This window comes from Parapedobacter koreensis (assembly GCF_900109365.1).
Taxonomy (GTDB): Bacteria; Bacteroidota; Bacteroidia; order Sphingobacteriales; family Sphingobacteriaceae; genus Parapedobacter; species Parapedobacter koreensis.
Window position 1 is genome coordinate 226,416 of the sequence record NZ_FNZR01000009.1, and the last position, 25,497, is coordinate 251,912.

General features: G+C 47.7%; 20 protein-coding genes. 12 read left to right on the forward strand and 8 right to left on the reverse strand.

The window, feature by feature from the left end; genetic code table 11:
- Positions 1-89: 89 nt before the first annotated feature.
- Complete coding sequence (locus BMW65_RS19625) at positions 90-452, reverse strand: hypothetical protein (RefSeq protein ID WP_090608075.1); 363 nt, start codon at positions 450-452, stop codon at positions 90-92.
- A gap of 89 nt (positions 453-541) precedes the next feature.
- Between BMW65_RS19625 and BMW65_RS19630 the strand changes: the two genes are divergently transcribed.
- Genes BMW65_RS19630 through purE form a run of 4 tightly spaced genes read left to right on the forward strand, consistent with a single transcriptional unit; the run spans position 542 to position 3,346 of the window.
- Complete coding sequence (locus BMW65_RS19630) at positions 542-1,165, forward strand: NADH-quinone oxidoreductase subunit A (RefSeq protein WP_090608077.1); 624 nt, start codon at positions 542-544, stop codon at positions 1,163-1,165.
- Complete coding sequence (locus BMW65_RS19635; RefSeq protein ID WP_090608079.1) at positions 1,162-1,665, forward strand: NADH-quinone oxidoreductase subunit B; 504 nt, start codon at positions 1,162-1,164, stop codon at positions 1,663-1,665. Before BMW65_RS19630 ends, BMW65_RS19635 begins: the two co-directional genes overlap by 4 nt.
- A 26-nt stretch (positions 1,666-1,691) precedes the next feature.
- Positions 1,692-2,834 carry a 5-(carboxyamino)imidazole ribonucleotide synthase gene (locus BMW65_RS19640; protein ID WP_090608081.1) on the forward strand — a complete coding sequence of 381 codons (1,143 nt, stop codon included), beginning with the start codon at positions 1,692-1,694 and terminating at the stop codon, positions 2,832-2,834.
- A gap of 5 nt (positions 2,835-2,839) precedes the next feature.
- Positions 2,840-3,346, forward strand: a complete 507-nt coding sequence (purE, locus tag BMW65_RS19645) for a 5-(carboxyamino)imidazole ribonucleotide mutase (RefSeq protein WP_394332227.1) — start codon at positions 2,840-2,842, stop codon at positions 3,344-3,346.
- Between the two features lie 32 nt (positions 3,347-3,378).
- Here the strand turns inward: purE and BMW65_RS19650 are convergent, their stop codons facing one another.
- The 3 genes from BMW65_RS19650 to BMW65_RS19660 all read right to left on the reverse strand — a co-directional run bounded on the left by BMW65_RS19650 (position 3,379) and on the right by BMW65_RS19660 (position 10,006).
- A complete protein-coding gene (locus tag BMW65_RS19650) occupies positions 3,379-4,680 on the reverse strand; it encodes a Gfo/Idh/MocA family protein (RefSeq protein ID WP_090608084.1) in 1,302 nt (433 codons plus the stop codon).
- A gap of 129 nt (positions 4,681-4,809) precedes the next feature.
- A complete protein-coding gene (locus tag BMW65_RS19655) occupies positions 4,810-6,705 on the reverse strand; it encodes a RagB/SusD family nutrient uptake outer membrane protein (RefSeq protein ID WP_090608086.1) in 1,896 nt (631 codons plus the stop codon).
- A 19-nt stretch (positions 6,706-6,724) separates the two neighbouring features.
- Positions 6,725-10,006 carry a SusC/RagA family TonB-linked outer membrane protein gene (locus BMW65_RS19660; protein WP_245747699.1) on the reverse strand — a complete coding sequence of 1,094 codons (3,282 nt, stop codon included), beginning with the start codon at positions 10,004-10,006 and terminating at the stop codon, positions 6,725-6,727.
- 393 nt (positions 10,007-10,399) lie between these two features.
- On the opposite strand from BMW65_RS19660, the gene BMW65_RS19665 reads away from it, so the two are divergent.
- A complete protein-coding gene (locus BMW65_RS19665; RefSeq protein ID WP_090608090.1) occupies positions 10,400-11,383 on the forward strand; it encodes a sugar phosphate isomerase/epimerase family protein in 984 nt (327 codons plus the stop codon).
- A 1-nt stretch (position 11,384) separates the two neighbouring features.
- Here the strand turns inward: BMW65_RS19665 and BMW65_RS19670 are convergent, their stop codons facing one another.
- From BMW65_RS19670 to BMW65_RS19680, 3 genes are all read right to left on the reverse strand, one after another.
- Positions 11,385-12,614, reverse strand: a complete 1,230-nt coding sequence (locus tag BMW65_RS19670) for a TolC family protein (RefSeq protein WP_218145469.1) — start codon at positions 12,612-12,614, stop codon at positions 11,385-11,387.
- Positions 12,615-12,701: 87 nt separating this feature from the next.
- Positions 12,702-15,809: an efflux RND transporter permease subunit gene (locus tag BMW65_RS19675; RefSeq protein WP_090608173.1), complete on the reverse strand. Its 3,108-nt coding sequence runs from the start codon at positions 15,807-15,809 to the stop codon at positions 12,702-12,704.
- A 14-nt stretch (positions 15,810-15,823) separates the two neighbouring features.
- Entirely contained in the window at positions 15,824-16,831 is a 1,008-nt protein-coding gene (locus BMW65_RS19680; protein ID WP_218145470.1) for an efflux RND transporter periplasmic adaptor subunit, read from the reverse strand.
- Between the two features lie 201 nt (positions 16,832-17,032).
- Between BMW65_RS19680 and BMW65_RS19685 the strand changes: the two genes are divergently transcribed.
- Complete coding sequence (locus tag BMW65_RS19685) at positions 17,033-17,926, forward strand: helix-turn-helix domain-containing protein (protein ID WP_090608095.1); 894 nt, start codon at positions 17,033-17,035, stop codon at positions 17,924-17,926.
- Positions 17,927-17,942: 16 nt separating this feature from the next.
- Here the strand turns inward: BMW65_RS19685 and BMW65_RS19690 are convergent, their stop codons facing one another.
- On the reverse strand, positions 17,943-19,091 hold the full coding sequence (locus BMW65_RS19690) for an aldose epimerase family protein (protein WP_090608097.1): 1,149 nt from the start codon (positions 19,089-19,091) through the stop codon (positions 17,943-17,945).
- A 302-nt stretch (positions 19,092-19,393) separates the two neighbouring features.
- On the opposite strand from BMW65_RS19690, the gene BMW65_RS19695 reads away from it, so the two are divergent.
- The 6 genes from BMW65_RS19695 to hflX all read left to right on the forward strand — a co-directional run bounded on the left by BMW65_RS19695 (position 19,394) and on the right by hflX (position 25,493).
- Positions 19,394-19,951: a hypothetical protein gene (locus BMW65_RS19695; protein WP_090608099.1), complete on the forward strand. Its 558-nt coding sequence runs from the start codon at positions 19,394-19,396 to the stop codon at positions 19,949-19,951.
- A gap of 601 nt (positions 19,952-20,552) precedes the next feature.
- Positions 20,553-21,359 (forward strand): sensor histidine kinase, encoded by an 807-nt coding sequence (locus BMW65_RS19705; RefSeq protein WP_090608103.1) that lies wholly within the window; start codon positions 20,553-20,555, stop codon positions 21,357-21,359.
- On the forward strand, positions 21,344-22,000 hold the full coding sequence (locus tag BMW65_RS19710) for a response regulator transcription factor (protein WP_090608104.1): 657 nt from the start codon (positions 21,344-21,346) through the stop codon (positions 21,998-22,000). Before BMW65_RS19705 ends, BMW65_RS19710 begins: the two co-directional genes overlap by 16 nt.
- 21 nt (positions 22,001-22,021) lie before the next feature.
- Positions 22,022-22,543, forward strand: coding sequence for a cyclic nucleotide-binding domain-containing protein (locus BMW65_RS19715; protein ID WP_143053942.1), 522 nt, complete (start codon positions 22,022-22,024; stop codon positions 22,541-22,543).
- A 184-nt stretch (positions 22,544-22,727) separates the two neighbouring features.
- Complete coding sequence (locus tag BMW65_RS19720) at positions 22,728-24,095, forward strand: sensor histidine kinase (RefSeq protein WP_090608108.1); 1,368 nt, start codon at positions 22,728-22,730, stop codon at positions 24,093-24,095.
- A 198-nt stretch (positions 24,096-24,293) separates the two neighbouring features.
- The gene (gene hflX, locus BMW65_RS19725; RefSeq protein WP_090608110.1) at positions 24,294-25,493 is read left to right on the forward strand and encodes a GTPase HflX; all 1,200 of its coding nucleotides are present in this window, start codon (positions 24,294-24,296) and stop codon (positions 25,491-25,493) included.
- Positions 25,494-25,497: the final 4 nt, after the last annotated feature.

Sequence of the window (25,497 nt, forward strand, 5' to 3'; positions counted from 1 at the left end):
ATCGTTTGTTAACGTCAAGGCAAAATAAATGCCATAGTACCAACGACCACATCGATGATGTACAATGAGGGGCTCTTATAGACTTATGGTTATTTCACTTGAATACTATATAAATATAAGGGGCGTGGCGAGATTGTTCGTCTTCTCGTCAGGATCTTGCTGCTTTCCAGATTGGAATAAGGCATATAAGATGGGGGATCAAGCTTAGTCATTGTGATTTCAAACACGGAGGTACCAAAGACCTGAATCAGTTCCCTTCGATCATCCTCCTTCTTTGAACCGTCAGTAAGCAACGGGCTATCAGCTGACTTACCACCGATATAAATCATCTGGACTGGCTTTAATACGATACTTACACCCACTTTGCCATCTCTCCGCTGCGCAAAACAGTTGAAACTTGGGCATAATAAGTATGCGGCATACAGCATGCACAGCCAAATATATCTTTTCATACCGAGGTTAGTTAGTGACTGCAATTTAGAGAAAAAATGGAGATGATGTAGACTATCCGAGAAATTAATAATTTCGTTATCTTTGAGCCATGGATGTGTCCGACTACTGGCGTGATAACCCGGCACAAATAACCGAATTTGGCAAAATACTCCTTATCGGAGTAATGGGTATCCTATTGGTGCTATTTACCTTATTGCTGGGTAAGCTCATTTCTCCCAAAAAACCGACTCCCGAAAAGCTGAGCACTTATGAATGCGGTGAAGAAGCTGTGGGTAGCTCATGGATACCATTCAATTCCCGATTTTATGTGATTGCATTGGTGTTTTTACTGTTTGATGTGGAGCTGGTGTTCATCTTTCCATGGGCAACGATTTTTGGCCGCCCTGAATTAATAGGCGCCGATGCACGCTGGGGTTGGTTTACCTTAGCGGAAATGGCCGTCTTTGTGGGCATCTTGATTATCGGATTGGTATATGTATGGCGAAAAGGCGACCTCGAATGGGTGAAACCACGTACTGTGCTGCCTCGGGTCAATGTCAACATTCCCCAATCGGCATACGATAGACTCAATCGCGAATCTTATCGTGTACGACCATTCGAGATGGCACCCCAAACAGCTGACAAGCACAGCGGCTCGGAGATAAGCACCGAGGTAAAGAAACCTGCTTTCAAACCTTTATTTAGAAAACCTGGGGCGACCCCATCATCATGAGTATCAACAAACAACTGGAACGTAATGGCGTAGTCGTTGCCAAACTGGACGATCTGCTCAACTGGGCACGGCTGTCGTCTATGTGGCCAATGAGTTTCGGTATTGCCTGCTGTGCCATTGAAATGATGGGTGCCATGGCCGCGACCTATGATTTGGATCGCTTTGGTGTGTTTCCCCGGCCTTCGCCCCGGCAATCGGATGTCATGATTATTGCCGGTACGGTCACCTTCAAGATGGCCGACCGCATACGGCGATTGTATGAACAAATGCCTGATCCGAAGTACGTCATCTCAATGGGCTCATGTGCCAACTGTGGCGGCCCTTATTGGCAGCACGGCTACCACGTCGTCAAAGGAGTCGATCGCATCATCCCCGTGGATATTTACGTGCAGGGTTGTCCGCCCCGGCCTGAGGCGCTTATCGGAGCTTTCCTGGAATTACAGAAAAAGATAGCGGATGAACATATCGTAGCCGACAAATTACAATCGGCACAAGCATAACCTTTAGCAATTATTCGACCTTGTTTATGGCAAAAGATTTTTATGGCGAACTACAATTAGGTATCCTTGGCGGCGGGCAACTGGGCCGCATGCTTATTCAAGAAGCCATCAATTTCAATGTAAACATCCATATTCTCGACCCCGACAAGAATGCACCATGTCGTAACCTTTGCAACCGTTTTGTCCATGGTGCATTAGATGATTTTGATACGGTATATGCCTTTGGTAAGGGCCTTGACATGGTGACCATCGAGATCGAAAAAGTCAACGTCGATGCACTCGAAAAGCTGGAAGAGGAAGGAGTGACGGTATATCCACAGTCACGCATCATCCGGCTCATCCAAGATAAAGGGTTGCAGAAACAGTTTTTCAAGCAAAACAACATCCCTACCGCCCCTTTCCAGCTGATCTCAAACAAGGAAAACTTGGCAAACACTGCTATCCCACTACCTTATATCCAAAAGCTGCGTAAGGATGGCTACGATGGCCGCGGTGTAAAAAAAATCATCAGCGAAGCGGACATCGAAACAGCCTTTGAAGCCCCTAGTCTCATCGAGCAATGGATCGATTTTGAAAAGGAATTGGCTGTTATCGTATCGCGCAATGACGATGGCGATGTGGCTACTTTTCCTTGCGTGGAAATGGAATTCAATCCGGAGGCCAACTTGGTGGAATTTCTTATCTCCCCGTCTTCGCTACCCTTCGAGATCCAGCAACGGGCAGAGCTATTGGCCAAGAAGATAGCCGAAGACCTACAAATCGTGGGACTGCTGGCCGTAGAACTATTTCTCACCAAAGATGGCCAGCTCTTGGTAAACGAGCTCGCTCCACGGCCCCATAACAGCGGGCATCAAAGCATTGAAGGCAACTTTACATCACAGTTTGCACAGCACCTGCGCGCCATTTTTAACCTTCCTCCGGGTGATACCGCCGCACGCAGCAACGCCGTAATGGTCAACCTGCTGGGCGAAGCGGGCCACGAAGGACTGGCCCGTTATGAAGGCATCGAAGAAATTTTAGCTCTGGAAGGTGTATATTTGCACCTGTATGGCAAGAAATTCACCAAACCTTTTCGCAAGATGGGTCATGTATGCGTGGTCAATGAAGATCGCGAGATGGCCATCAACACGGCAAGAAAGGTGCAACAGACCATTAAAGTGATTACGTGATGACAATGAAATCAACTATGCCCGAAGTAGGTATTATCATGGGCAGTAAATCGGATTTGCCCGTGATGATAGACGCAGTGGAAGTATTAAAACTACTGGGGGCCCATGCAGAGGTGACCATCGTATCGGCACACCGCACACCCGACCGCATGTTTGACTATGCCAAAAGCGCCGCATCGCGGGGTCTGAAGGTCATTATTGCTGGCGCTGGTGGCGCTGCCCACCTGCCGGGCATGGTAGCTTCCATTACGCACCTTCCTGTCATCGGTGTGCCCGTGAAGTCGTCAAACTCTATTGATGGCTGGGATTCGGTGCTATCCATCCTGCAGATGCCTAACGGTATCCCTGTGGCCACCGTGGCCCTTAACGCAGCCAAGAATGCCGGCATCCTTGCTGCTCAGATTTTAGCGGTGTCTGACAAGCAAATCGCACAAAACTTACTTAATTTCAAGGCTGACCTCGCTAAGAAAGTAGAGGAAAGCGCAAAGGAAGTGGAAGAAGGTGGGCATTAACTCCCACCACTGTTCCGCGTTTCCAAACAGCATTATACCTTCGGGATTTTATATCCATTATGGTACTCCGCCGCCAATAGTTTATTTGCTGAATCGCTGCTGAATCGCCCCTTTTGTGCGTCCCAATAAACTTTTTCGCCGGTACGGTAAGCGATATTGCCCATCTGCGAAAAAATAGCGATATGCGCACCAGCAGTAATCGGCGCATTTAAAGCCTCCAGTTTCCGCGAACGGACGACGTCTATAAAATTGGCGGTATGCTTCTCCAATCCGTTGTCCTGGCTCTTTTGTAGGGATACAGGCTCCATCCGATCCCCTTCTGGGATAACCTCCCATCCACTCCTATCTACGACAAGGGTACCATAGTTGCCGATAAATGCCGTACCGTGGTTGCGCCCGTAAGGGCCGCCGTCTATACCATTGGCGTGTTCCCATTGTACCGTAAAATCGTCAAACTCATAGACGGTGGTGAGTGTATCCGGCGTTTCGGCAGCATCATCCGGATAGGCAAATTTCCCTCCTGTAGCCATGATGGATTTCGGTGTCGTAGCTTTCATGCCGATCAACGCAAAGTCAAGCATGTGCACCCCCCAGTCGGTCATCAATCCGCCTGCGTAATCCCAAAACCACCGAAATTCAAAATGAAACCGATTGGGATTGAATGGCCGCTGCCTTGCCGGTCCCAGCCAACGCGTGTAATCGACTCCCTCGGGCGCGGGGCCATCAGGTTTCACTGGGATGCTCTTCATCCAGCCTTGATATGCCCAAGCCTTCACCAAGCGGATTTTGCCGAGTTTGCCCGAGTGCACAAAATCCATTGCGTCTCTGAAATGCTGCTGACTGCGCTGCCATTGTCCTACCTGTACAGCCCGACCATATTTCTGAGCAGCAGCTACCATCGCATTGCACTCTGCAATGGAATTGCCCAGCGGCTTCTCCACATACACATCTTTTCCTGCCGCACAAGCATCCACAAGATGCAAGCAGTGCCAGTGGTCTGGCGTACCGATGATGACGGCATCGACATTCGGATCGGCCAATAGATCTTCATGCTTGGCATACAATTTAGGCGTGATGCTACGGGCTTTCAACTCCTCGGCCCGTTTATTCAGCACATTAGCATCGACATCACAAAGCGCGACACATTGCACCCCAGGCACTTTCAGCATGGCATTGAGATTGGCCCACCCCATGCCGTTCGTACCAATCAGCCCTACCCGCACAGCTTGCTGGTGGCTTCCGATGGAAAATGTACGCGGAAGAGCCGATGCCGCTCCAACCGCGGCTGCCAACGTTGTCATTGTACCCAAAAACTTTCTTCTGCTGGTATTCATAATTCAATAGTCAATTGGTGATTTTTAGGGGCCAAGATAATAAATTTTCACATTATTCTGTGCAGGTACACAAAGATATAAAACGGCAGTGCGTTTCAAACCAAAGCCTGAAACGCACTGCCATAGCGTTTAATAACCCGGATTCTGCACCAGTTGTCCATTGCGGTTCATCTCATCGCGATGAATGGCAATGAAATACATCTTATCCAGCCATTGCCGGTTTTCGATACCCGGATCAATGGTACCCACCGTATAAGTATAGTCATAGCTATCCGGGTCATAGCGGTACGTCGAGACATTGCTGCCTGCTTTCAGCCTGCCGAATACACGCATGATGCCCACCTTTCTCCCCAACGCCTCGGCAGCAATCATCCAGCGGCGTGCATCGTGGAACCGATGTTCTTCGTAGGCCAGTTCGATACGTCGTTCATTACGATAGGCATCCCGCAATGCATCCCCCGATGCCGTAATGGCCGGCAGCCCCGCACGGAAGCGAATGCGGTTGAGCCAAGTCCTTGCCTCCGCCTCATTTCCCAATTCGATGCTGGCCTCGATATAATTCAGTACCACTTCCGTATAGCGCAATACCGGCCAGGGAATAAACTGACGTGTGTTTTGGTCAACTACGGTTGGGTCGGGATCGATAAACTTACGGATATAATAGCCGGTATATGATCCGTTCCAATCTTCCACACTGCTGTTTCGGGTATCCAGGCCATAATGGATCACCGTATTTCCCCCTTGCCGCACCTCATATTGGCCGGTCTGGATTTGGTTTGCCGGATCGCGGCCTGCCACGTCTGCCGTGCGTGGCTTCCAATCGGCACCATCATAAAGAATAGCCGCATAGAAACGCGGGTCGCGGTTTGTATAGGGTGCAGCGGCATGCGCAGGGTCACTCCAGTCAAACGGCGAACCATCTACCATGCCATAGTCGTCTACCAATTGCTGCGTAGGCGTATTTCCTGCCCAATTATGATACCCATTCGGGCCATTGTTGCGCCCCACGTAGTTGCCCCCTTCGTCTTTGAGGTCAATGAAAAAACGACCCAATATCAGGTCTGCCTTGCCGTCTGCCGGCACGGTATTGCTACCGCCGGCCATAGCGATGGACAGGTAGTTGGCCGTCGCTTCTTCTGGTGTCACAGGCTCGGTCAAATCCAGCATATATCCCGGACCGAAAGCATCCATCACAGCTTTTGCGGCTGTCTGGGCACGTTGCCACCGCTCTGTCCGGCTGCCGCTGGTATAGCCCACATACTCCGGATTTGAATAATTTGCGATAGTCTCTGAATGAGTAGACGCGGTTGGAATGTCGTGCAGGTCGCTCGCTGCTTTAGTAAGCACACGAGCTTTCAATGCAAGCGCAGCGGCCGCAGAAGCCCGGCCATCCACTATCGGTGCATCAGCAAGCAATTCAGCTGCTTGGTCGCAATCTGCCACGATAAATTCCACGTTTTCTTCGAAGGTATTCCGGGCAATCGTGTAGTCTTGCTCACCCAGCCCATAAACACTGTCTACCAGGGGAACCGCCCCGTAATACCTCAACAACTCCGTATAGAAAAAGGCGCGCAAGAAATAAGCTTGCCCCATCAATTGGCTGGCGATAGCTGACGAGTTGTCAAACTGGGGGTTCGCCAGGTTTTGGATAGCGATATTGGCAGCACGGATGCGCCGGTATAAATTGCCCCAATTGTGTGTTCCGCCGCTGATCTGGCTATTCCAGCCTTGGTCAGCATCGTTCGAACGGGCCTCCGTAATGGTATTAATACCTCGTCCCGGGTGGGTAAACATGGCTTCATCAGATAAAGAGGCCAACATCTCCTCGTCAAATCCGCCTTGCCCGAAGCCATTGTATATTTCCGTCACAAACGCCTCCGCAAGTCCTGCATCTTGCCAGGTCTCTTCTTCGGGCACCTCGTTGAGCGGCCGCGTGCTGACAAAGTCATCATTGCAGCCCATCGCACAGATTGTTATCAAAAACAACCCCTGTACTACCGTATGATATTTTTTAAGTATGTTCATCACTTTGTTTTTTTAACGTTTAAAATGTCACCGCTATGCCCGTATTCAGTAGTCGGGCCTGTGGATAATATTGTCCCGTTGAGTTGGTCGATTCCGGATCGTAAACGCCGATCTTGCTCCATGTAAGCAAATTAAATCCGCTCACATAAATCCGCAAATTGCTGATGCCCGCAGGTTTCATCCATTGCGCAGGGAAGGTATACCCCAATTCGAGGTTTTTCAAACGGATGTAATCGGTGCTCCGCAACCAGTAGGTATTGCCCGATGAGTAGTATTGGTCGCTACGGTCGGTAATCCGCGGATGCTGGCCACTGGGTGCGTCTACCCGCCAACGATTTTCATAAAAATCAAGCAAATAATTACCAATGGCCCCCGATTCATCCGTGCCCACACGCAATTCGCCACCCGTGGCACCTTGGAAGAGCACAGTCAGATCAAACCCTTTGTATTGCAGTCCGAGGTTCAATCCACCTTGGAAGGTAGGTATGGTATTCTTATCGCGCCTCACGCGATCATCCGGTGTAATAGCGCCATCGCCGTCGTAATCCACAAACTTCACGTCTCCCGGCCGGAGCGAATTAGTGACGGCACCATAGTCTATGGTATTGGCCGCGATCTCGGCTTCGTCACGGAATACACCATCATAGATGTAATACAATTGGGAATTGATAGTCCTGCCTGTTGACCGCTGCCATTCGGGTGCACCCGGTGCTTCATCCCAGAAAAGGATCTCATTTTTGGCATAACCGCCATTCAGGCTCACATTCAAGTTCCAATCACCAAATTGATTGGTATATCCGGCACTAAAATCCCACCCTTTATTTTCGACAATGCCTATATTCTCAGCGGGCAGTGTCATCCCCGTACTCTGTGGGATAGATGCGTTTCTTTGCCACAGGATACTTTCGCGTTTATTCCTGAACCATTCTACAGTAAAATTGAACTTCCCATCCATCAGTTGCCCGTCGAGCCCTACATTATAGTTGTTGGCCACTTCCCACGTGATGAACATATTGGGAACCCGGCTTTCATACAGGGTTTTGACCAGTTCATTGCTGACGACATAGGTACCAAAACCATAAGTGGAGAAATATTGATATTCTTGCAAGGTCGCTTCTCCGTTGTCATCATGATCGTAGTAAATATTGTCATTCCCCATCTGTCCATATGATCCGCGGAGCTTGAAGTAATTGACAAATGGCACGTTGTCTTTCCAGAAATTTTCTTCTGAAATCATCCAGCCGGCCATCACGCCCGGAAAGAAACCGTATCGGCTGTCTTCAGGAAACATATACGAGCCATCATACCGCCAGAGAAATTCCGCCATGTACTTGCTCTTGTAGTTGTAACCTACACGCCCAAAATAATTGAGCCTCGCGCGTTCCCATGCACTGCCATCATTGTTTTTCTCGGCATCACCTCCGGCAAACAAGTAGTCAATAGCCGCAGAAATAAAGTACCTCCTGAATGCATTGAAGTTGTCATTACGAATCGTTTCACGGTTTACACCGGCCAATAGGTTAATGGTATGATCGCCAAACGTGCGGTCATAGGTCAATACGCCACCTAATAATACGTTCATCTGGTCTTCATCCCCTTGGGTAAGCCGGGGATCCGCCGGACCGCGTTCGCCCCGCACTAATAAAGGTGTCACACCATCATCTTCATAGTCGCCCTGCCAGGTATAGAGATACCATGGGATTTCCCAGCGCTTGGTTTTACGCACATACTTGTCAATGGATGCTGTACCGCTGAATTTCAAGCCCTCTACCCAAGGGACGGTAATATCCACCTGTCCATTGGTTTGGAAATAATACCGTTTATCCCGGTCATATCCTGTTTGGTTAGTAGTGATGACTACCGGATTTTCTCCGTATTCGATATCCGGCCCCGGGAGTCCATTGGGCCAATAAGCTGGCTCCGTGGGAATGCCACGCATCAACATACGGAAAATAGCGCCTGCCGTTTTTGTGGGAAATTCCCGATCTTCCTGCCTGCCTAAGATGCCTACCTTTGTGCTGATGTATTTATTGATATTCGCATCCAGATTGACCCGGATATCGTATTGCGAATAGCCTGTTGCCGAGTTTTTGTAATAAGCATCCTGATTTTGATAGCCAATGGAGGTAAGGTATTTGACATCCTCTGTCCCACCACTGATTTGCAGGTTGTGCTGCGATTGGGGCGACCAGTTTTTCAACGTAGCGTCATACCAGTTGGTATTAGGGTGTCCCCAAGGATCCGAGCCATCGGCAAACAGTTGGAAGTCTTCCGGCGAAAATGGTGCCGTAAGCACGGTGTTATCAGGTCTGGTATAAGAGCCCGCTTCCCGGAATGCAGTTTGTGCCGGGGACCATTCTGATACGGGCAATTTGAAAATTTCCAGTTCATTCCGCATCTCGGCATACTGTGCAGCGTCGGCGAGCGCTGGGATGACCGTCGGTTGCGAAAAGGCTTGATTAAAGGTATAAGACAGGGAGGGTTTTCCGGATTGCCCCCGCTTGGTGGTGATGAGGATAACGCCATTGGCAGCGCGGGCACCATAAATTGCTGCTGAAGCGTCTTTCAGTACCGATATATTGTCGATATCGGCCGGGCTGAGCCGCTCGAATCCTCCGGCACGTGCTGGGATACCATCAATGACAATCAATGGATCGCTGTTTCCCAAAGTGTTGGTGCCCCGTATCCGTATAGCTGCTCCGTCATAGCCGGGTTCAGCACTACCTTGGGTGGCTACTACGCCCGGCAAGCGTCCTGCCAACGCATTAGATACGTTTACCGTAGGTGACTTCATCAATTCGGCACTTTTGACTGAAGCAACGGACCCCGTAATGTTCTCCCGCTTCTGGGTACCATACCCCACCACCACGACTTCTTCAAGGTTGGCCATGGATTCGTCCAGTTCCAACTGTATATCTATTCGTTCCCTATCCGCGACAAGGGTTTGGGATGTATAGCCCACAAACGAGAAGACCAGCGAACTCCCCTTTGCCACTTCCAAACTATAGTTTCCTTCGTCATTCGTCGCCGTGCCCGTGGTACTGCCCGCCACAGCGACAGATACACCGCCAATAGGCATTCCTTGTGCATCCGTCACTTTCCCCTGAACCGTCAACGTGCCTTCCTGCGCCAATAAGCGGTTTCCGAAAATGGGCAACGCTACCCATAATAAAACAGCAAGCATTAGCAGCAATAGCCTATGGCAACGACTATGCAGCTTGCACTGAAATCGGCGCAATACAGCGGCACCTATCCAAGAATCCACCCGAATAGGAACATGCCCAACTAACATTTCCATCATAATTATGTGTTTTAATAAGTTAACTAATGGTTATTTAATAAGTATTAATTGTGATTCTTGAAGATAAAGCAGCCAGATGTATCCCAAAGGGAACAACAAGTTATAAAAAGGCAATAAACGATGTCGGTTATACCGTGGTGTGTCTGAAATTCATAACTTTGGTTCTTTTTTAAAGGCAAATGCACATCGCGTGAACAATGGAGTAAATTGAAAGCCCGCGATAGCGTTTTATCGTTAGATAAACACTTATACTTCCTCGTTGTTTTCCGAAAAATCAGCTAAATATTTTTTTCTTTGTGTGCTTGGGAAGCGTCACTACTACTGGCGGTGACGACAAGATTTGAATTTTCAATCCGGAAGGCTTACATTAGCCTATAATATAATAAGAAACACATGAATACCAATAGACGTACATTTTTGAAGCACGCCGGAGTTGGCCTCGCAACAGCCTATTTCGCACCTTCCTTGCTTTCCTGCTCCTCGCAGCAGGTCCCCGCTTCCACGCTGCAGGAAATTGGCTTACAGCTTTACACGCTTCGCGAGCAATTGGCCGACGATGTGTCTGCAACGCTTGCGCGTGTTGCCGAAATCGGCTATGATTATGTGGAGACATTCGGGGCTGAAATCAACAATGGCAAAGACACCGCTTTCTGGGGAATGGATACTGGAAATGTAATCAAATTACTGGATCAATATGGATTAAAAACCTACAGTGGCCATTACGATTTGTCTGAACTCTTAACGCCAGGGAACGGTGATGAAGAGGTGTTAAAAGTTTCCATTGATATGGCGGCCCGTCTACAGCAACAATACGTGATTGCACCTGCCCCACCGATGCTGCTTATCGACAAGCTAACTGCCGACGATTATCGTTTTATGGCAGACCAACTTAACAAGGGTGGAGAACTTGCCGTACAATCTGGCCTAAAAATCGGTTACCACAACCATTTCTGGGAATTCAGAACGCTAGAAGGCGGACGTAAGGGATTGGATATCCTGATTGAGAACACCGACAAGGACCTAGTCGTATTTGAGCTCGACTTGTTCTGGAGTGAAAAATCAGGTACAGACAGCGCTGCTTATTTTGAAAAACATCCCGGCCGCTTCCCTCTTTGGCATATCAAGGACATTGATAAATCGAATACTACGATAGTCACAGGTCCTGATTACGACAGCAAACCGATGATGGAGATAACTTCCTCCATCACCTACACCGAAGTGGGGACAGGAATCATTGATTTCAAGAAAATATTGGTCGAAGAAAAAACAGCAGGATTGCAGTATGCCATTGTCGAACAAGATGTCATCACCATTGATCCATTTGACAGCATCGCCAAAAGCTACGATTATGTAAAAAATGAACTGTTAGGCAGCTAGCCTACCGACCCGTCACTTGCTGGTAGTTCGTTATGGCCAGCTTGTAACGGCTTCTTGCTTCGGTAAGTTTGTCTATTGTTTCTGCCTTCAATGCCTGCGCTTCCAACAGATCGGATAGTGCAACGAGGCCATTGTTGTAGCTATCCCGATTGACTTTTACGTTTTCAGTGGCCTGCAATAGTGTTTCTTCCATAAGGCGTATCTGCTCGCTAGCTTCGTTCAGATCCGTCCATGCCTGTTCCACCTGCAAGAGGAGCAGCCCTTTATGGTCTTCCAACGTATTTTGGGTAGCTTGTTCCTTGTTTTTCATTTCCTGGAGTTTAGGTTTCCTACCCCACCAATCCGAAATGGGAATGGAAACCGAGGCATAGACCATGCCGTTAAAAACACCTTGCTGCCCAGGTTCAAACTGGTTGAGATAATATCCTGCGGCCCCTATGCCCACCGTCGGCAGATAATCGCCTTTTTTCATTTTCGTTTCCAGTGTAGCGGCATCTACCGACTTCTCCAGCAATTGGTATTCTGGCCGTTTGGCAAGTACCGCAGCACCGATCACAAAATATGCATCAGGCGCATACACCGTATCCAAGTTATCAGCTAAAACAATACCCGATCGGTATTCCATTCCTATCGTCTGGCACAACTGCATCAAGGCCAGTTTTTCTCCGTTTTCAAGCTGCATTTTATTCACTTCCAGTTCGCGGTGCCTGATGCTCACCCGCAATAGATCATTTTTGGTAATCATGCCGTTTCGATAAGCGTCGTCTACCTGCTTATAAAGCGTATCTAGGAATTGTTGGTAGCTTGCTAATGTTTGTTGTTTTTCACGGATGGTGATGACCTGCCAGTACTGCTGTTCCATCTTTAGTAAAACTTCGTTTTCGGACAGCCGTTGCCGTCTCTCCTGTACCTCAACGTTCAGAACAGCAAGCTTATTTCCCATTTTGATTCTGCCCCCGCTGTATAGCGGCTGTACAACGTTCAGATAGCCCAGCGCCAGTTGATTAAGCAATCCCATATCTCCTCCTGCCGTTTTCATTCGTAGCAAGGGATCTAAAGCCTGCATGCCAATGGCCGACGCACTCACGTTGGGGAAATAATGGGTATAAGCTTCCTTCCTGACTGCGCGGGCGGCATCCAATGCCAACGTACTGTTCTTAATCTGGTAGTTATAGTTGATGGCCAACTGGCGGCATTGCTCCAAGGTCAGCGTCTGGCTACGTGCAGACATCCCCATTGCGACAACAAAAAAGCAAATTGCATATATCCGGTTTCTTTTCATGCTGAAGAGAATTACATTAAAAATGATGGTTTCCTATTAAGCCACTACTGCCTGCTTTGGTTTCCGGTCTTCGTATTTATAGACAAGCCAATACATCAGCGGGAGCATCGTCAGTATGAACACCATGGAGATAATCGTCCCGAAACAGATAACCGTACCCATAGGGGCCCATAGCGGGCTTTTGCTCATGATCATGGGGATAACACCCATGGAGGCGGCAGCCGACGTAAGCAAGATAGGGCGCATCCGCCGCTTTCCGGCTTCGAGGCAAGCCTCCAAGATTGGCATGCGGTGTTTTGCCCGAAGTTCTTCGATGTAATCGTACATGATGATTCCATTGCGCACGATGATGCCAATGAGGCTTACCAACCCCAATACGGACGTCAGGCTGAATTCCATATCCATCAGCCAAATACCCAAAGCGGCACCGAAAAAGCTGAACAGCGTCGAGGCAAACACCAATGACGCCAAACTCACCTTCTTGAAATGGAATACCAGGATAAAAAAGATGATCGCTACAGAAATAAATAGTCCGCCAACGATTTTGGGGAGCGTTTCTGCGGTATTCTCCTTGATGCCACCATAAGATACTTGGATTTTTTTGTCCTTGATCGTTGCAGACAGGCTATCGACCAACGCCTCCACAACCACTTGTGCGGGTTCTACGCGCTCCCCTCTTTTTAGGTCGGCATAGACCGACAAGGTACGTACGCCATTGCGGCGTACAATTTGCCCTTCGTTCCATCCAACACGCACTGCCGCAACTTGCCTCAGCGGCACCGCGGGTGAAAAAAACCCCGAGACGTATTCATCCGCCACATCCGATACCAACGGATCAACGCCCGCCCATTTGGACTTAAGTACTACCGACAATGGGTAGTCACCTTCCCATACGGTGGTAATGGGTAGCCCACCAAACCGGGAGGTGAGCGCCACGCCCAGCATCCCTTCATTGATGCCCAGCCTATTGGATTCGACCGGATCCACGGCTATCTGAATATCCGGCAGCACCTCTTCGTAGTTGGTATATACACGCAAGGGGGCGTCCATTTCCTTCATGGCGCGCTGAAGCTGGGCAGCCACCGCTTTAAGATCAGTTATATGCTCCCCACTGAGCCTCACCTCGATATCGGCGTCTACGCCAGCCTGATAATCGAGTTGCCTGAATTTGACAAAAGCCCCAGGGTAGCGATAGGCATATGCCGTAGCATATTCATCAAGCAACGCTATCGTGGCTTCATTCGATACGGTATTGACGATGAACTGGGCAAAATTGGAACCACCGAGTTTCGGGGCGTAGGTCGTCTGGAAACGCGGTGAACCGCTTCCCATAAATGTGGTGATGGACCTTATACGTTCGTCTTTACTCAGCACCGCTGCCAAATCTTTTGCAACCGTTTCCGTCTGTGCCAACGAACTTCCCTGTGGCAGGAAGATTTCCACAGCAAACTGGTTGCGCTCTGCAACGGGCATCAGCTTCAAGGGCAGGTTGAGGAACATCACAACACCAGCCACGGCAGACAAGGTTCCTAGGGAAATTGCCAGCTTCGGAAATTGGAACACCTTTTCAAGCACCTTATTATAAAAGGATTGTACATGATCCAAAAACGATTGCTTACGCCCGGTGGCGTCCAGCTCTTTGCTATGCAACCCTTTGGTGATAAATACGTATTGCAGGTAAGGGACAAACAGCACGGCTACTGCCAATGAAATGCCCAAGGTAATCAGCACAGTCCATGGAAATGCCTGCACAAAATCATAAAGCTGTCCGGTAAACGTGACGAGAAACGGGAAAAACGTGATGCCGATAGCTAATGTAGCTGAAAGAATCGCTTTGAAATATTCGCTGGCACTGCTTATGGCAGCTTGCCAACGGGGAATGCCGTGATCCAGTTTTTCCAAATAGCTGTCTACAATGACGATGGAATTGTCTACAATCATGCCCAGTACCACCACCAACGCTGCCAGCGTCACCGTATTGAGTTCCATCCCAGACGCATACATCAGGCCCAGTGATATGAATATGCTGATAGGGATAGTGGCTGCCGCTACACCCGCCACACGCAACGGCAGCAGCATTACCGTGACCAATACCACTGCAGCGATCGCGATAGCCAGCTCGTTGAGAAAGGTATCAATGGAAGCGCCCACCACTTGGGGTTGATCGGCAATACGGTAGATCTTCACGTCATCAGGCAACGTTTTCTCAAAGCCCTTCAATACCTCATCTACGTCCTTGCCGTACTGGACAATGTTGTAGCCTTCCCGCATTTCGGCAGAGAGGATAAGGCTCTTCTTGCCGTTGCTCAGGGTATAGCTGGATGCTTTTGGATATTCCCTGACCACCTGCCCGATATCTTTCAACCGGATGTGGTTGCCTTGCGGATCAGAATAAACAACCTGCTCCTCCAAATCCCCTTCGGAGGCAAAAGGCCGTGTGATATGAATGGGAATGATTAGTTCATTGTTGTCAATCTTGCCGGACGATGTTACCATCCCCTTTGTAAGCAACGTTTGGTAAAGACTGTACAAGTTGATGCCGTAGCTGGCCACCTTCTCTTTATCTACATAGATACCGAGCTGTTCATGCTGTTCGCCGTAGCGCCTAAGGTTGGACACCGACTCGATGGCCCTAACCCGATTTTCCAACGCCTCCAGATAAGCATCGAGCTGCCGATAGGTTTTGGTATCCGACTCCAACGCGATAAGCAATGCCGAAGTGTCTCCAAAATCATCATTGGCAATCAATGCCAGTACTCCCGGGGGCAGCTGCGCTTTGAACGTGGATAAGCCATGCTTGATTTTGGACCAAACCTCATCCTTATTATTCACTTCGTCATTCAACTCTACGAAAATGTATACCATACCGTCCCTGGACTGTGAATACGTTTTGGATTTCCGGACTTCTTTATAGGTAAAAAGAAACTTTTCCAAGGGTTTGGCCAGTTGCTCTTCCACCTCTGCCGATGTAGCTCCAGGATAAACGCCCACCACGACGCCTTGACGTATAGTAAATACTGGAAATTCCTGTTTGGGCATTTTATATAACGCGTAGACCCCGAAGAGCACCGCTAAAGCCACCAATAGCAGGACAATCTTATTGTATTTCATCGCTAAGGCGATGAGTCCGTTCTGTTCTCTCATAAGCTGCCTTGTATTTATTGCTTTAATAGCTGGTTGTCCGACACCCATGTTCCTGCGCTGATTTGCTGGTACCCATCCACAATCACCTCGTCGCCTTCTTGTAGTCCGTTGGTGATCTGCACCCCATTACCGGACAGCTTGCCCAACGTCACTTCTTTGTAAACAGCTTTACCTGCATTATCCTTGACCCACACGTACCGCTTCCCGGAGTAGTCTACCTGTACGGCTCGGATGGGGACAATGATACGTCCATTGCCCCATTCATCTACCTGCTTGAGATACACCCTGCACACCATGCCCGGCATCATCCTACCTGCCGGATTATGGAGTTTTATCTTAATGTCGTACGTGTGGGATATCGGGTTGGCTGATACCCCTTTTTCGACAACCTCTCCCCGAAACGTCTCACCACCCAATGCCGAAATTTCCACTTCACAGTCGGCTCCTGTTCGGATAGCCGAAATTTCTCCTTCAGGAATGGCGGCCCGCACTTTTACACTACGGATATCCATAATATTGTAAACTGCCGTACTGGGCATGACATTGGTGCCGGGCTCGACATAACGCCGACCCACGACGCCCGATTGAGGTGCACGCAGGGTGGCGTCTTGTAAGTTTTTCCGAGCAATAGCTTCACCCGCTTGGGCTTGTTCTAACTTCGTTTTGGCATCGATATACTGGATTTCGGGGAGGCTTTTATTTTCGTACATGGCCGAAAGGCGTCTATAGGCATCCTGTGCCTGCTTCAATGCAGAAAGGGACAATTCGTGAGCCTTTCCCAGCGACACGGTATTCAGCGCTGCCAGCAACGCTCCCTTGTCCACATGCTGTCCCTCAGCAACGTGCATCTGTTCAATAGTTCCAGCAATGAGAAAGCTAACATCGACCGCGTTTTCGCTTTCAACCGTCCCGATATATTCCTGATGATGCACTGTGGTGTCATACACAATATGCTGTATGTTTACCGGTATTGCCTGCATCGCGGTATTTTCTTCCTTTTGGGAAGTACATGACAAAATCATGGATACGCCAAATAAAAAAATACGCCAAGATTTCATTGAAAGGAGTATTGATCTGCCTATATCTCTCATGTTATTGATGTTGGATTAAAACGGCACAAAGTTCAATATATGGAATGTCCTATAGGCGACTAATTGCACGGTAATAATGTTCAAAAAGTCGCTTTTTTATATATTTGCGCTTCACCCAAGATCCAATCGGGCATGAAGAAGGAAGATTATGGCAAGATTTCCATAGAAACCATTGCCAAGCAGGGACACGTCAATGTAATCGCTGAACTCGATGATTTCATTGTGTCAAAAAAACCCGCAGCAACAGGAGAATATTCATTTGATTTTAAGCACCCACATATTGTTGAAGGTATTGCCTTTGCCTTTTGCATCCGGGGAACAGCGAAAGTCAAAATCAACCTGACAGCGTACGACGTTGCTGAAAACTCAGTGCTTATTATTATGCCGAATTATATCATTCAAATAGTAGCGCAAAGTGCGGATCTACAAATCGAATTCCTTTTCTTTTCCTTTGACTTCATCTCTACCATCCGATTTACCACCGAGATAGGGCACGTGGCAAAAACAATCGAACAGCAGGCCTGCCTGCATGTAGACGAAATTGCTTTCGGTGAATTGCTAAGTGTCCACGGCCTTATCGTCAAGCAATACCAGAAACAAATTGCTTACCGGGAGGAAGTCGTCAAAAACCTTTTGTATGCGCTGGTTTACCAAATACTGCAATTGTATGCCATTAACAAGGCAAAAGGCCAGGATAGTAGATTAAACCACAAGGAAGAGGTCTACGTGAAGTTTATGACGTTGTTATTTACACATTATAAAACCGAGCGGAGCGTACAATTTTATGCAGACAAATTGTACCTCTCTCCCAAATACTTTTCAAAAGTCATCAAAGAAGCCAACGGTAGGTCAGTGCCCGAATGGATAGACGAGATGGTCGTCATGGCGGCAAAAGCCCTGCTGAAGAGTTCCGACCTTACAGTTGCCCAAATAGCCAATGAGCTCAATTTTGCCAATCCATCTTTTTTCGGCACTTATTTTCGAAAAAGAGTCGGGCTTACCCCTCAGCAATACCGGCAAAAATGACAGCAAGCGGCATTGCTTACCTAAACTGGTATACCGTCCGCGTCCGGTATTCGGACTTCGGTTCCAACACCGTCGATGGGAAATCCGGCTGATTTGGCGAGTCGGGGAAATGCTGGGTCTCTAAGCAGAATGCCGAACGGTAACCATAAATCTTTCCGCCTTTGGCATTTTGTACCTTGTTCATGAAATTTCCGCTGTAAAATTGCAAGCCGGGTTCCTCGGTGAGGATATCCATCACAATGCCCGTCTTAGGGCTTTCTACTGTGGCAACCAGTTGTAAGCCGGGCTCTTTTTTTAGTGCAAAATTATGATCGTAGCCTTTGCCAAGTACCAATTGGGTGTCAGCAGTATCGATGCGCGCACCGATAGGCGTAGGTTGCCTAAAGTCGAAAGGTGTGTTATCCACGGGAGTAATCACCCCTGTAGGAATGAGCGTTTCGTCAACAGGCGTGTAGCCATCTGCACGAATGGTAAGCAAGTGATCCAATATGGTAGTATCCCCCTCTCCGCTGAGGTTGAAATAGGCATGGTTAGTCAGGTTTATCACGGTAGCTTTATCCGTGGTGGCCCGGTAGGCAATATCCAATCCATTGTCAGCCGTAAGTGTATACACCACAGTCGCCTCAAGCTTGCCGGGATAGCCTGCGTCTCCATCCGGGGATACATATTGAAACTCCACGCTGCTATCGGTGACATGCTTTACCTCCCACACCTTTGCAAAAAATCCATTCGTGCCTCCGTGCAATGTATTGGGTCCATCATTGAGTTCCAATTGGTATTGTTGCCCTTCCAGCTCAAACTGCCCTTTGGCAATGCGGTTGCCATAGCGCCCCACTACCGCGCCATAGAAGCCTTCCCCTGGCTGCCGATAGGAAGCCAAATCTGTATATCCGAGCACGACATCTACCAAGTTGCCGTTTTTGTCAGGCACATGCAGGCTAACCACACGTGCGCCATAATTCGTGATAGCAGCAGCGGCAGTGCCGTTTGTCAGGGTATAGAGTTTCACCGAATCACCATCAACTTTTGCTTCGAAATCTGCAGGCGATACAGTCAGCACGGCCGATGAATCACCATTGGAAGATTGTTCATCAGAAGGATTGCACGCCGATATGCCAACCATGGCTAGGGCTATGAATAAAAAAAGGGTTGTATGCTTCTTCATCGTTTAAAAAATGGTTTGTTTAGCAGTAGCATTCGCCAATATCCACTACTACGATTATCACTGCGATATTGGCAAAGATAACAGTAAAATCCACACATGAAACAGCGGAATTTGTTTTTCCATCCTGCAAAAAGGGTAAAATTACCCTTTGCATTACGCTATCTGGGTACTATATTTACTCAAAATTATTCATTTTTATTTTTACCTCAGTAAAACGGCAATGAAACCTGTTTGAGCCACCATTCGAAAAGAGGCTGTATGGGGGTTTGTCCAGGCTTCATCACCATTAAAAGAACTTATACATGAAAAAAGTCCTTCTCTATTCCGTAATCCCATTGCTGGCACTTAGCGCCTGTCAACCTGCCAATGATTCGTCATCCGCACTTACTGCTCATGAACATCTGCCGGACTCTATGATTATCCCCGTAGTTGCCGGGCGTGAAATGGTGCACAATTATAATCAAAAGCAACGCGGAAGTCTGCAAACGTCTACCCCGGATAGCTTACAGACGCAATTTGTCTGGATAGCGCTCGACGCACTGGAAGGATTGATAGATGACGCCAAAAAGGTTGGTTCAGACGGCGTACGCATTTATTTTGCTACTTACGGCACCAAAGAAGAAACGCTTTCTTACCCTGAAATATCCGACCATGCCGGTATGAACACCTTAGTGTTTGTACCTACGATAGACACCGTAGTAGCTGGGCGCCATATTCATTGGGATCACTACATCCACCAGTTTACCCCACAAGGTAAATGGCGTGATCTGGATGAAAAAGTAGGGGTGATGAATAGGGGTGGTATCTGTCCCCCTCCTCGAAATTGCAACATAGAGGGCGCGACGCTGTTAAGCAAATAATCGTGTTTGCCCTCTACACGCCAACTATAGAGTTTATCTGCCTATTAGCCGCAATATGGTTTCTTTGGAAGGATCACTCATTGTTTTGGCGTTTCCATATTGGGTATCTCACCATCGTGGTGATTGTAGAATTATGCGGCCATCTTATGCTTACAAAAAGCAGCAGCAACCACATGATGTATAATGTTTTCTTGTGGTTAGAAGCATCTTTTGTTGGAAGTTTTTTATCCTATCTATACCGGCCGCATATAAAAACCAAGCGTTGGCCCTGGTATTGGGTAGCACTATTTGGCAGCGCCTTTTTCATAGAATTTGCTTATATGAAGGGAGAGGGCTTTATGCATCGGACGACGACAGGGATGTCTGTAATCTTTGTGATAGGGTGTGTATATTATTTTTGGTTGATTTGGGATGACACCCATATTGCCAATATCTTTACCCATGCCCCTTTCTGGTGGATTGTAGGGGCATTATATTTCTATTTTGGGAGCACAGTAAACAACTTGCTGTTTGAGCAATTGATGGATTTAGAGGAGCCCCGTTTCCAAGGATCGTTATATTATGCGATCACGATCATGTTGAACATCATCTTATATAGCATATGGAGTTATGCATTCTACTGCAGGTACCGGGAGCGGAACTTAATCGGTTATTGTTCTACGGCACGCTGATCTTTCTCATTATGCCTACGGCATTGGTGGTTTTCATGATTTTTTACCAACGGCGTATTCATGCACATCGCCAAGCGCAGGCGGCGCAGGAGGCACAACACCAGCGGGATAAATTGCTGGTAAAACTCGAAGCCGAAGAAAGCACACGGAAGCGCATCGCTAGCGATCTGCACGACAACATTGGCCAAGTGATGAGCTTAGCGGCGTTGACGCTGTCAACCGTAGATGTAAATCAGCCGGAGAAGGCCACGAGTAAGGTGGAAACGGTCTATTCGCTCATCACACGAAGCATACACGAGCTTCGGCAGCTTGCACGCTTGATATCAGCCTCAGAAATTCTCCACGGCGGATTGCAGCAAGCCATCGCAAAGGAACTCGAATGGGTCCGCGATAGCAAAGTACTCGCTGTGCGCTATGACAGCCCTGCCTCCCCTCCCCCGGAAATCTCACACGAACAGGCCATTCTGCTCTTCCGGTCTTTTCAAGAGCTACTGGGCAATGCCATCAAACATGCCCAAGCCAGCGTCATCAATGTGCAGCTGCATCATACCGCCCAACAGTTGGCCATCTATGTGGAAGACAATGGGGTAGGATTCTATCCTTCAACAAATACTTCTTCCGGAGGGATGGGGCTCACCTCAATCCACGAGCGCATGAGCCAATTGGAAGGTGAATTCACCATCCACTCAACGCCGGGTAGTGGCACTTATGCCTGCTTGAAATGCCCAATACATTAATTGCGCTGCACATGATCAAATATGCTTTAATAGACGACCACCGCATCATCCGAGAAGGCATTACGTCCCTAATGGAGGAGCACAGCGACATCGTACTACATTTTGATGCGTCAAACGGCAGTGAAATGCAACGCAAAATCGGAGATTTGGGGCCACCTGACATTATATTGCTGGACATCTCCATGCCCGTCATGGATGGCTATCAGACTATGGAATGGCTAAACCAACATCAACCAAATGTAAAGGTACTGGCCCTAAGCATGCACAGTGAGGAACATGCGGCCAGCCGTATGCTCATGCTTGGTGCAAAAGGCTTTATCTCCAAAGACGTACGCAATGCTGAGCTGGTAGCGGCCATCCGTTATCTCTATACGGGTGACCGGGCTTACCGTGCATTGGCACCTTCACTGACCACGCATTTAAAGCCGTCCTTACACCATTTATTGAATTTTTCCAACAGAGAGCTGGAATATCTTCGGTTATGCGCCCAAGGGCTGTCTGATGAAAAAATCGCAGATGCGATGTGCCTAAGCAGACGCACCGTTGAGAAATACCGTGAGGCCCTCACTCAACGGCTCAATTTAAAAACAAAAAACGATTTGACTAACTACGCCTTCCGCAATGGACTGGCAAATCCGTAAATCCACTTAACTATCATGGGCATGGAACAACACCTTCAACAATTTCGGCAAAAACTCCTGTCATTTACCCCGATGAATCCCATCATTTGGGAAGCATTGGCAAGACACCTCTCCGTAATTGGCTGCCCCGCAGAACGACCACTTTCTGTACAGCCCGGTATTTGTTACCTTGCCGAAGGATTAATGATGCAGTGTAAACGGCAGGCCGATACAACACCTACTATATTACGTTTTGTACCACAAGGCACCACCATACCCATGAACACGGGTGATAGCGTACAATTGAAGGCTATCCTGCCCTGCAGACTGCTTTGGATTGGTAAAGAGGAGTTGGACAAACTCGCTGTGGCGTTTCCCGATTTGCATCAACACTATGAGGCTTGGATGCATGGATGGTATCAGCTCTTGGAAGACCGATCCGAATTACTACTAATACCTCAAAAAGAACGCAAACAAGCATTCATAGCAAAATACCCAAACATGATACAATATATTACAACGAAGGATCTCGCCACGTACCTAGCTATGCACCCAATCACCTAGGCGCATGCCAACCCTGCAATTGGGCAATTCAACCGCCATTAAGCTATTGCTCATTCGGGGCGCACCCGCCGCCTAATTTCTTTAACTATTACGTTTGCTCAAGAGAAAAAGAGACCTACGATGTTAATTATACTTGTTAACTTTGTAAATTGTATAACACAAATTAGTTAACGAACATCCTTAAATGCTGTTGCGGTTACGAAATTTTTGGTGGAAACTTGTTGGGAATCCCGAGCACCTTCCCTTAGATCACCGGGCTTTCAACGTCATAGGGCTAATCACCATCGTGTTGTTGCTTATCCTAATCCCATTAAACATTGCGCTGAAATTGTGGGTGGTGTCTGGGATGCTGGTAATTATTGAAGCAATATTGGTCTTTCTCGTTCTTCGATCAAGGATATATGGCAAGTACACCTTCAGCTTATTATTTTATGCCATAGCGAGTTATATCGTTGTGACCATCACGTTCCTGTATAACTCCGGAAGCGAAGGGCCTGCATTGTACCTCTTTTTGCTGACCTATCTATTTTTGATAGCTTTTACCAATCCCCGTCTTCACCGTGTTTGGACGATATTACACTTGTTGATACCCGTCACGTTGCTCGGGCTGGAATATTTCATGCCTTATATGCTGGTAGATAATTATGTATCACCGGGGTATCGTTATTTTGACATTGCCACTACGCTGATTATTATCGTAGTTTGCATCTACAGCATCACGATTTACCTACGCAGCAATTACGAACGGGAAAAGTCTACGGCTGAGCAGCATGCCCGTAAAATTGAAGCACAAAACAATCAAATAAGCGCACAAAACAGGCTCCTTCAAGAATCAAATAGCGAAAAATTGAGGTTGATATCCATATTGGCCCATGATCTACGCAATCCCATGAACGCAATAACCGGGGTACTGGAGATTTTGACTAAAGAAGAACTGCCCGACGAAGTCCGGAAGGCCATGAAAACAGAACTGCTGGCGGCAGCCCGCAACACCTCCGAACTGCTTGACAACCTGCTTTCGTGGACCACTGGCCAAATCAAGGGCCTGAAACCAATCGCTACCAAAATAGAACCGGAAATCATTATCGCCAACGTACTGGAAGTACAGCAATTTATTGCAAACAAAAAAGGGATAACCATACGGACTCACCTTGAAGAGGACGTGAAGATATGGGCAGACATGGATATGTTGGAATTGATCATTCGCAACTTAATAAGCAATGCACTAAAATTTACACCAAAAAATGGTACAATAACGATCTCATTATATAAAAATGCGGATGATAGCACGTGCACGCTGGCGATCCAAGATAATGGTATCGGCATTGCTGATGAAGATTTGAGGCGATTGTTTGACAAGAATGTACAATCCACATACGGTACCGAAAGCGAAAAAGGCATCGGCCTTGGCCTCTATTTATCCAAAGAACTGGCTACACTGAACCAAGGAAAAATGTGGGTACAAAGTACCCTTGGCGAAGGATCTACCTTTTTCGTGTCATTCCCGTTGCACAAAGACAAAAAACAGCCTATAACGGTGCTCACCATTTAATCATCCTGGAAGGCGGCTTTACGTGGTGAAAGCTACCTTTGATGATTTTTGACGAAAAACCTTTACCTTTGTATTTTGTTAATTTAGCATAAAGCCATGTAATACAACACTACACTACAACGCCACCCTTGTAGCAGACGCTTGTGACAAGCGCCGTTAGATTTTACCTTTTTACTATTTACATTTCATTGATAATACATGGCAAAGCAAAAAATTTTTGAAACCGCTATACAACCCGAAACCGCTGTTTTGGTCGGTATAATCCTACCGAATGAGCGTGAGGAAAAGGAGCAGGAATATTTGGAAGAATTAGCCTTTTTAGTAGATACCGCAGGCGGTATTACAAAGGCTGTATTTACGCAGCGGCTTAGCCATCCCGATAGGGCCACATTTGTGGGCACAGGCAAGCTGGATGAAATCAAATCGTATATAGACGCCGAGGAAATCGATATTGTAGTATTTGACGATGAGCTATCCCCCTCGCAGTTACGTAATATCGAACGTGAATTGAAGGTCAAAATACTCGATCGGAGTAACCTCATCTTGGATATTTTTGCCCGTAGGGCAAAATCGGCACAAGCCAAAACACAAGTGGAATTGGCTCAATTGCAATACCTCCTTCCTCGACTTACCCGCATGTGGACACACCTTGAACGCCAGCGAGGCGGTATCGGAATGCGAGGACCGGGTGAAAGTCAAATCGAGAGTGACCGCCGGATGATCCTCAATAAAATTGCGCTCCTTAAAGAGCGCCTCAAGGCCATTGACCGCCAAGCTGAAACGCAACGTAAAAATCGGAGCCAGCTTATCCGGGTTGCCTTAGTGGGGTATACCAATGTTGGTAAATCCACGATCATGAACTTGATTTCCAAGTCAGATGTGTTTGCTGAGAACAAGCTCTTCGCTACATTAGACACTACAGTTCGCAAAGTCGTCATCGATAATCTGCCCTTTCTCCTTTCGGATACCGTAGGGTTTATCCGCAAACTGCCCCATCATTTGGTGGAGTGTTTTAAATCGACATTGGATGAAGTACGAGAAGCCGATGTGTTGGTACATGTTGTCGATATATCACATCCAACCTTCGAAGATCATATTCGCGCAGTGAATGAAACGCTTAAAGATCTTGGTGCACTGGACAAGCCAACCATTACTGTATTCAATAAAATTGATGCCTATCGGTCTGAAGAGCACCAGCATGGGGATGAGATGGATACTGAATCCCGACCAACCTCCTTGGAGGAATTCAAAAGCAGTTGGATGGCCAAGCACAACAGCCCGGCCGTATTTATATCAGCCACGGATAAAACCAATGTGGAGGCTTTTAGAAAATTGCTTTATGACACCGTGGTCAACATGCATACCGAAAGGTATCCTTACGATAATTTGCTGTATTAGGAGG

Bases quoted from the DNA above. Each gene is read 5' to 3' on its own strand.
- BMW65_RS19625 (WP_090608075.1), bottom strand. From the start codon at position 452: ATGAAAAGATATATTTGGCTGTGCATGCTGTATGCCGCATACTTATTA.
- BMW65_RS19630 (WP_090608077.1), top strand. From the start codon at position 542: ATGGATGTGTCCGACTACTGGCGTGATAACCCGGCACAAATAACCGAA.
- BMW65_RS19635 (WP_090608079.1), top strand. From the start codon at position 1,162: ATGAGTATCAACAAACAACTGGAACGTAATGGCGTAGTCGTTGCCAAA.
- BMW65_RS19640 (WP_090608081.1), top strand. From the start codon at position 1,692: ATGGCAAAAGATTTTTATGGCGAACTACAATTAGGTATCCTTGGCGGC.
- purE (WP_394332227.1), top strand. From the start codon at position 2,840: ATGAAATCAACTATGCCCGAAGTAGGTATTATCATGGGCAGTAAATCG.
- BMW65_RS19650 (WP_090608084.1), bottom strand. From the start codon at position 4,680: ATGAATACCAGCAGAAGAAAGTTTTTGGGTACAATGACAACGTTGGCA.
- BMW65_RS19655 (WP_090608086.1), bottom strand. From the start codon at position 6,705: ATGAACATACTTAAAAAATATCATACGGTAGTACAGGGGTTGTTTTTG.
- BMW65_RS19660 (WP_245747699.1), bottom strand. From the start codon at position 10,006: ATGATGGAAATGTTAGTTGGGCATGTTCCTATTCGGGTGGATTCTTGG.
- BMW65_RS19665 (WP_090608090.1), top strand. From the start codon at position 10,400: ATGAATACCAATAGACGTACATTTTTGAAGCACGCCGGAGTTGGCCTC.
- BMW65_RS19670 (WP_218145469.1), bottom strand. From the start codon at position 12,614: ATGTCTGCACGTAGCCAGACGCTGACCTTGGAGCAATGCCGCCAGTTG.
- BMW65_RS19675 (WP_090608173.1), bottom strand. From the start codon at position 15,809: ATGAGAGAACAGAACGGACTCATCGCCTTAGCGATGAAATACAATAAG.
- BMW65_RS19680 (WP_218145470.1), bottom strand. From the start codon at position 16,831: ATGATTTTGTCATGTACTTCCCAAAAGGAAGAAAATACCGCGATGCAG.
- BMW65_RS19685 (WP_090608095.1), top strand. From the start codon at position 17,033: ATGAAGAAGGAAGATTATGGCAAGATTTCCATAGAAACCATTGCCAAG.
- BMW65_RS19690 (WP_090608097.1), bottom strand. From the start codon at position 19,091: ATGAAGAAGCATACAACCCTTTTTTTATTCATAGCCCTAGCCATGGTT.
- BMW65_RS19695 (WP_090608099.1), top strand. From the start codon at position 19,394: ATGAAAAAAGTCCTTCTCTATTCCGTAATCCCATTGCTGGCACTTAGC.
- BMW65_RS19705 (WP_090608103.1), top strand. From the start codon at position 20,553: ATGGAGTTATGCATTCTACTGCAGGTACCGGGAGCGGAACTTAATCGG.
- BMW65_RS19710 (WP_090608104.1), top strand. From the start codon at position 21,344: ATGCCCAATACATTAATTGCGCTGCACATGATCAAATATGCTTTAATA.
- BMW65_RS19715 (WP_143053942.1), top strand. From the start codon at position 22,022: ATGGAACAACACCTTCAACAATTTCGGCAAAAACTCCTGTCATTTACC.
- BMW65_RS19720 (WP_090608108.1), top strand. From the start codon at position 22,728: ATGCTGTTGCGGTTACGAAATTTTTGGTGGAAACTTGTTGGGAATCCC.
- hflX (WP_090608110.1), top strand. From the start codon at position 24,294: ATGGCAAAGCAAAAAATTTTTGAAACCGCTATACAACCCGAAACCGCT.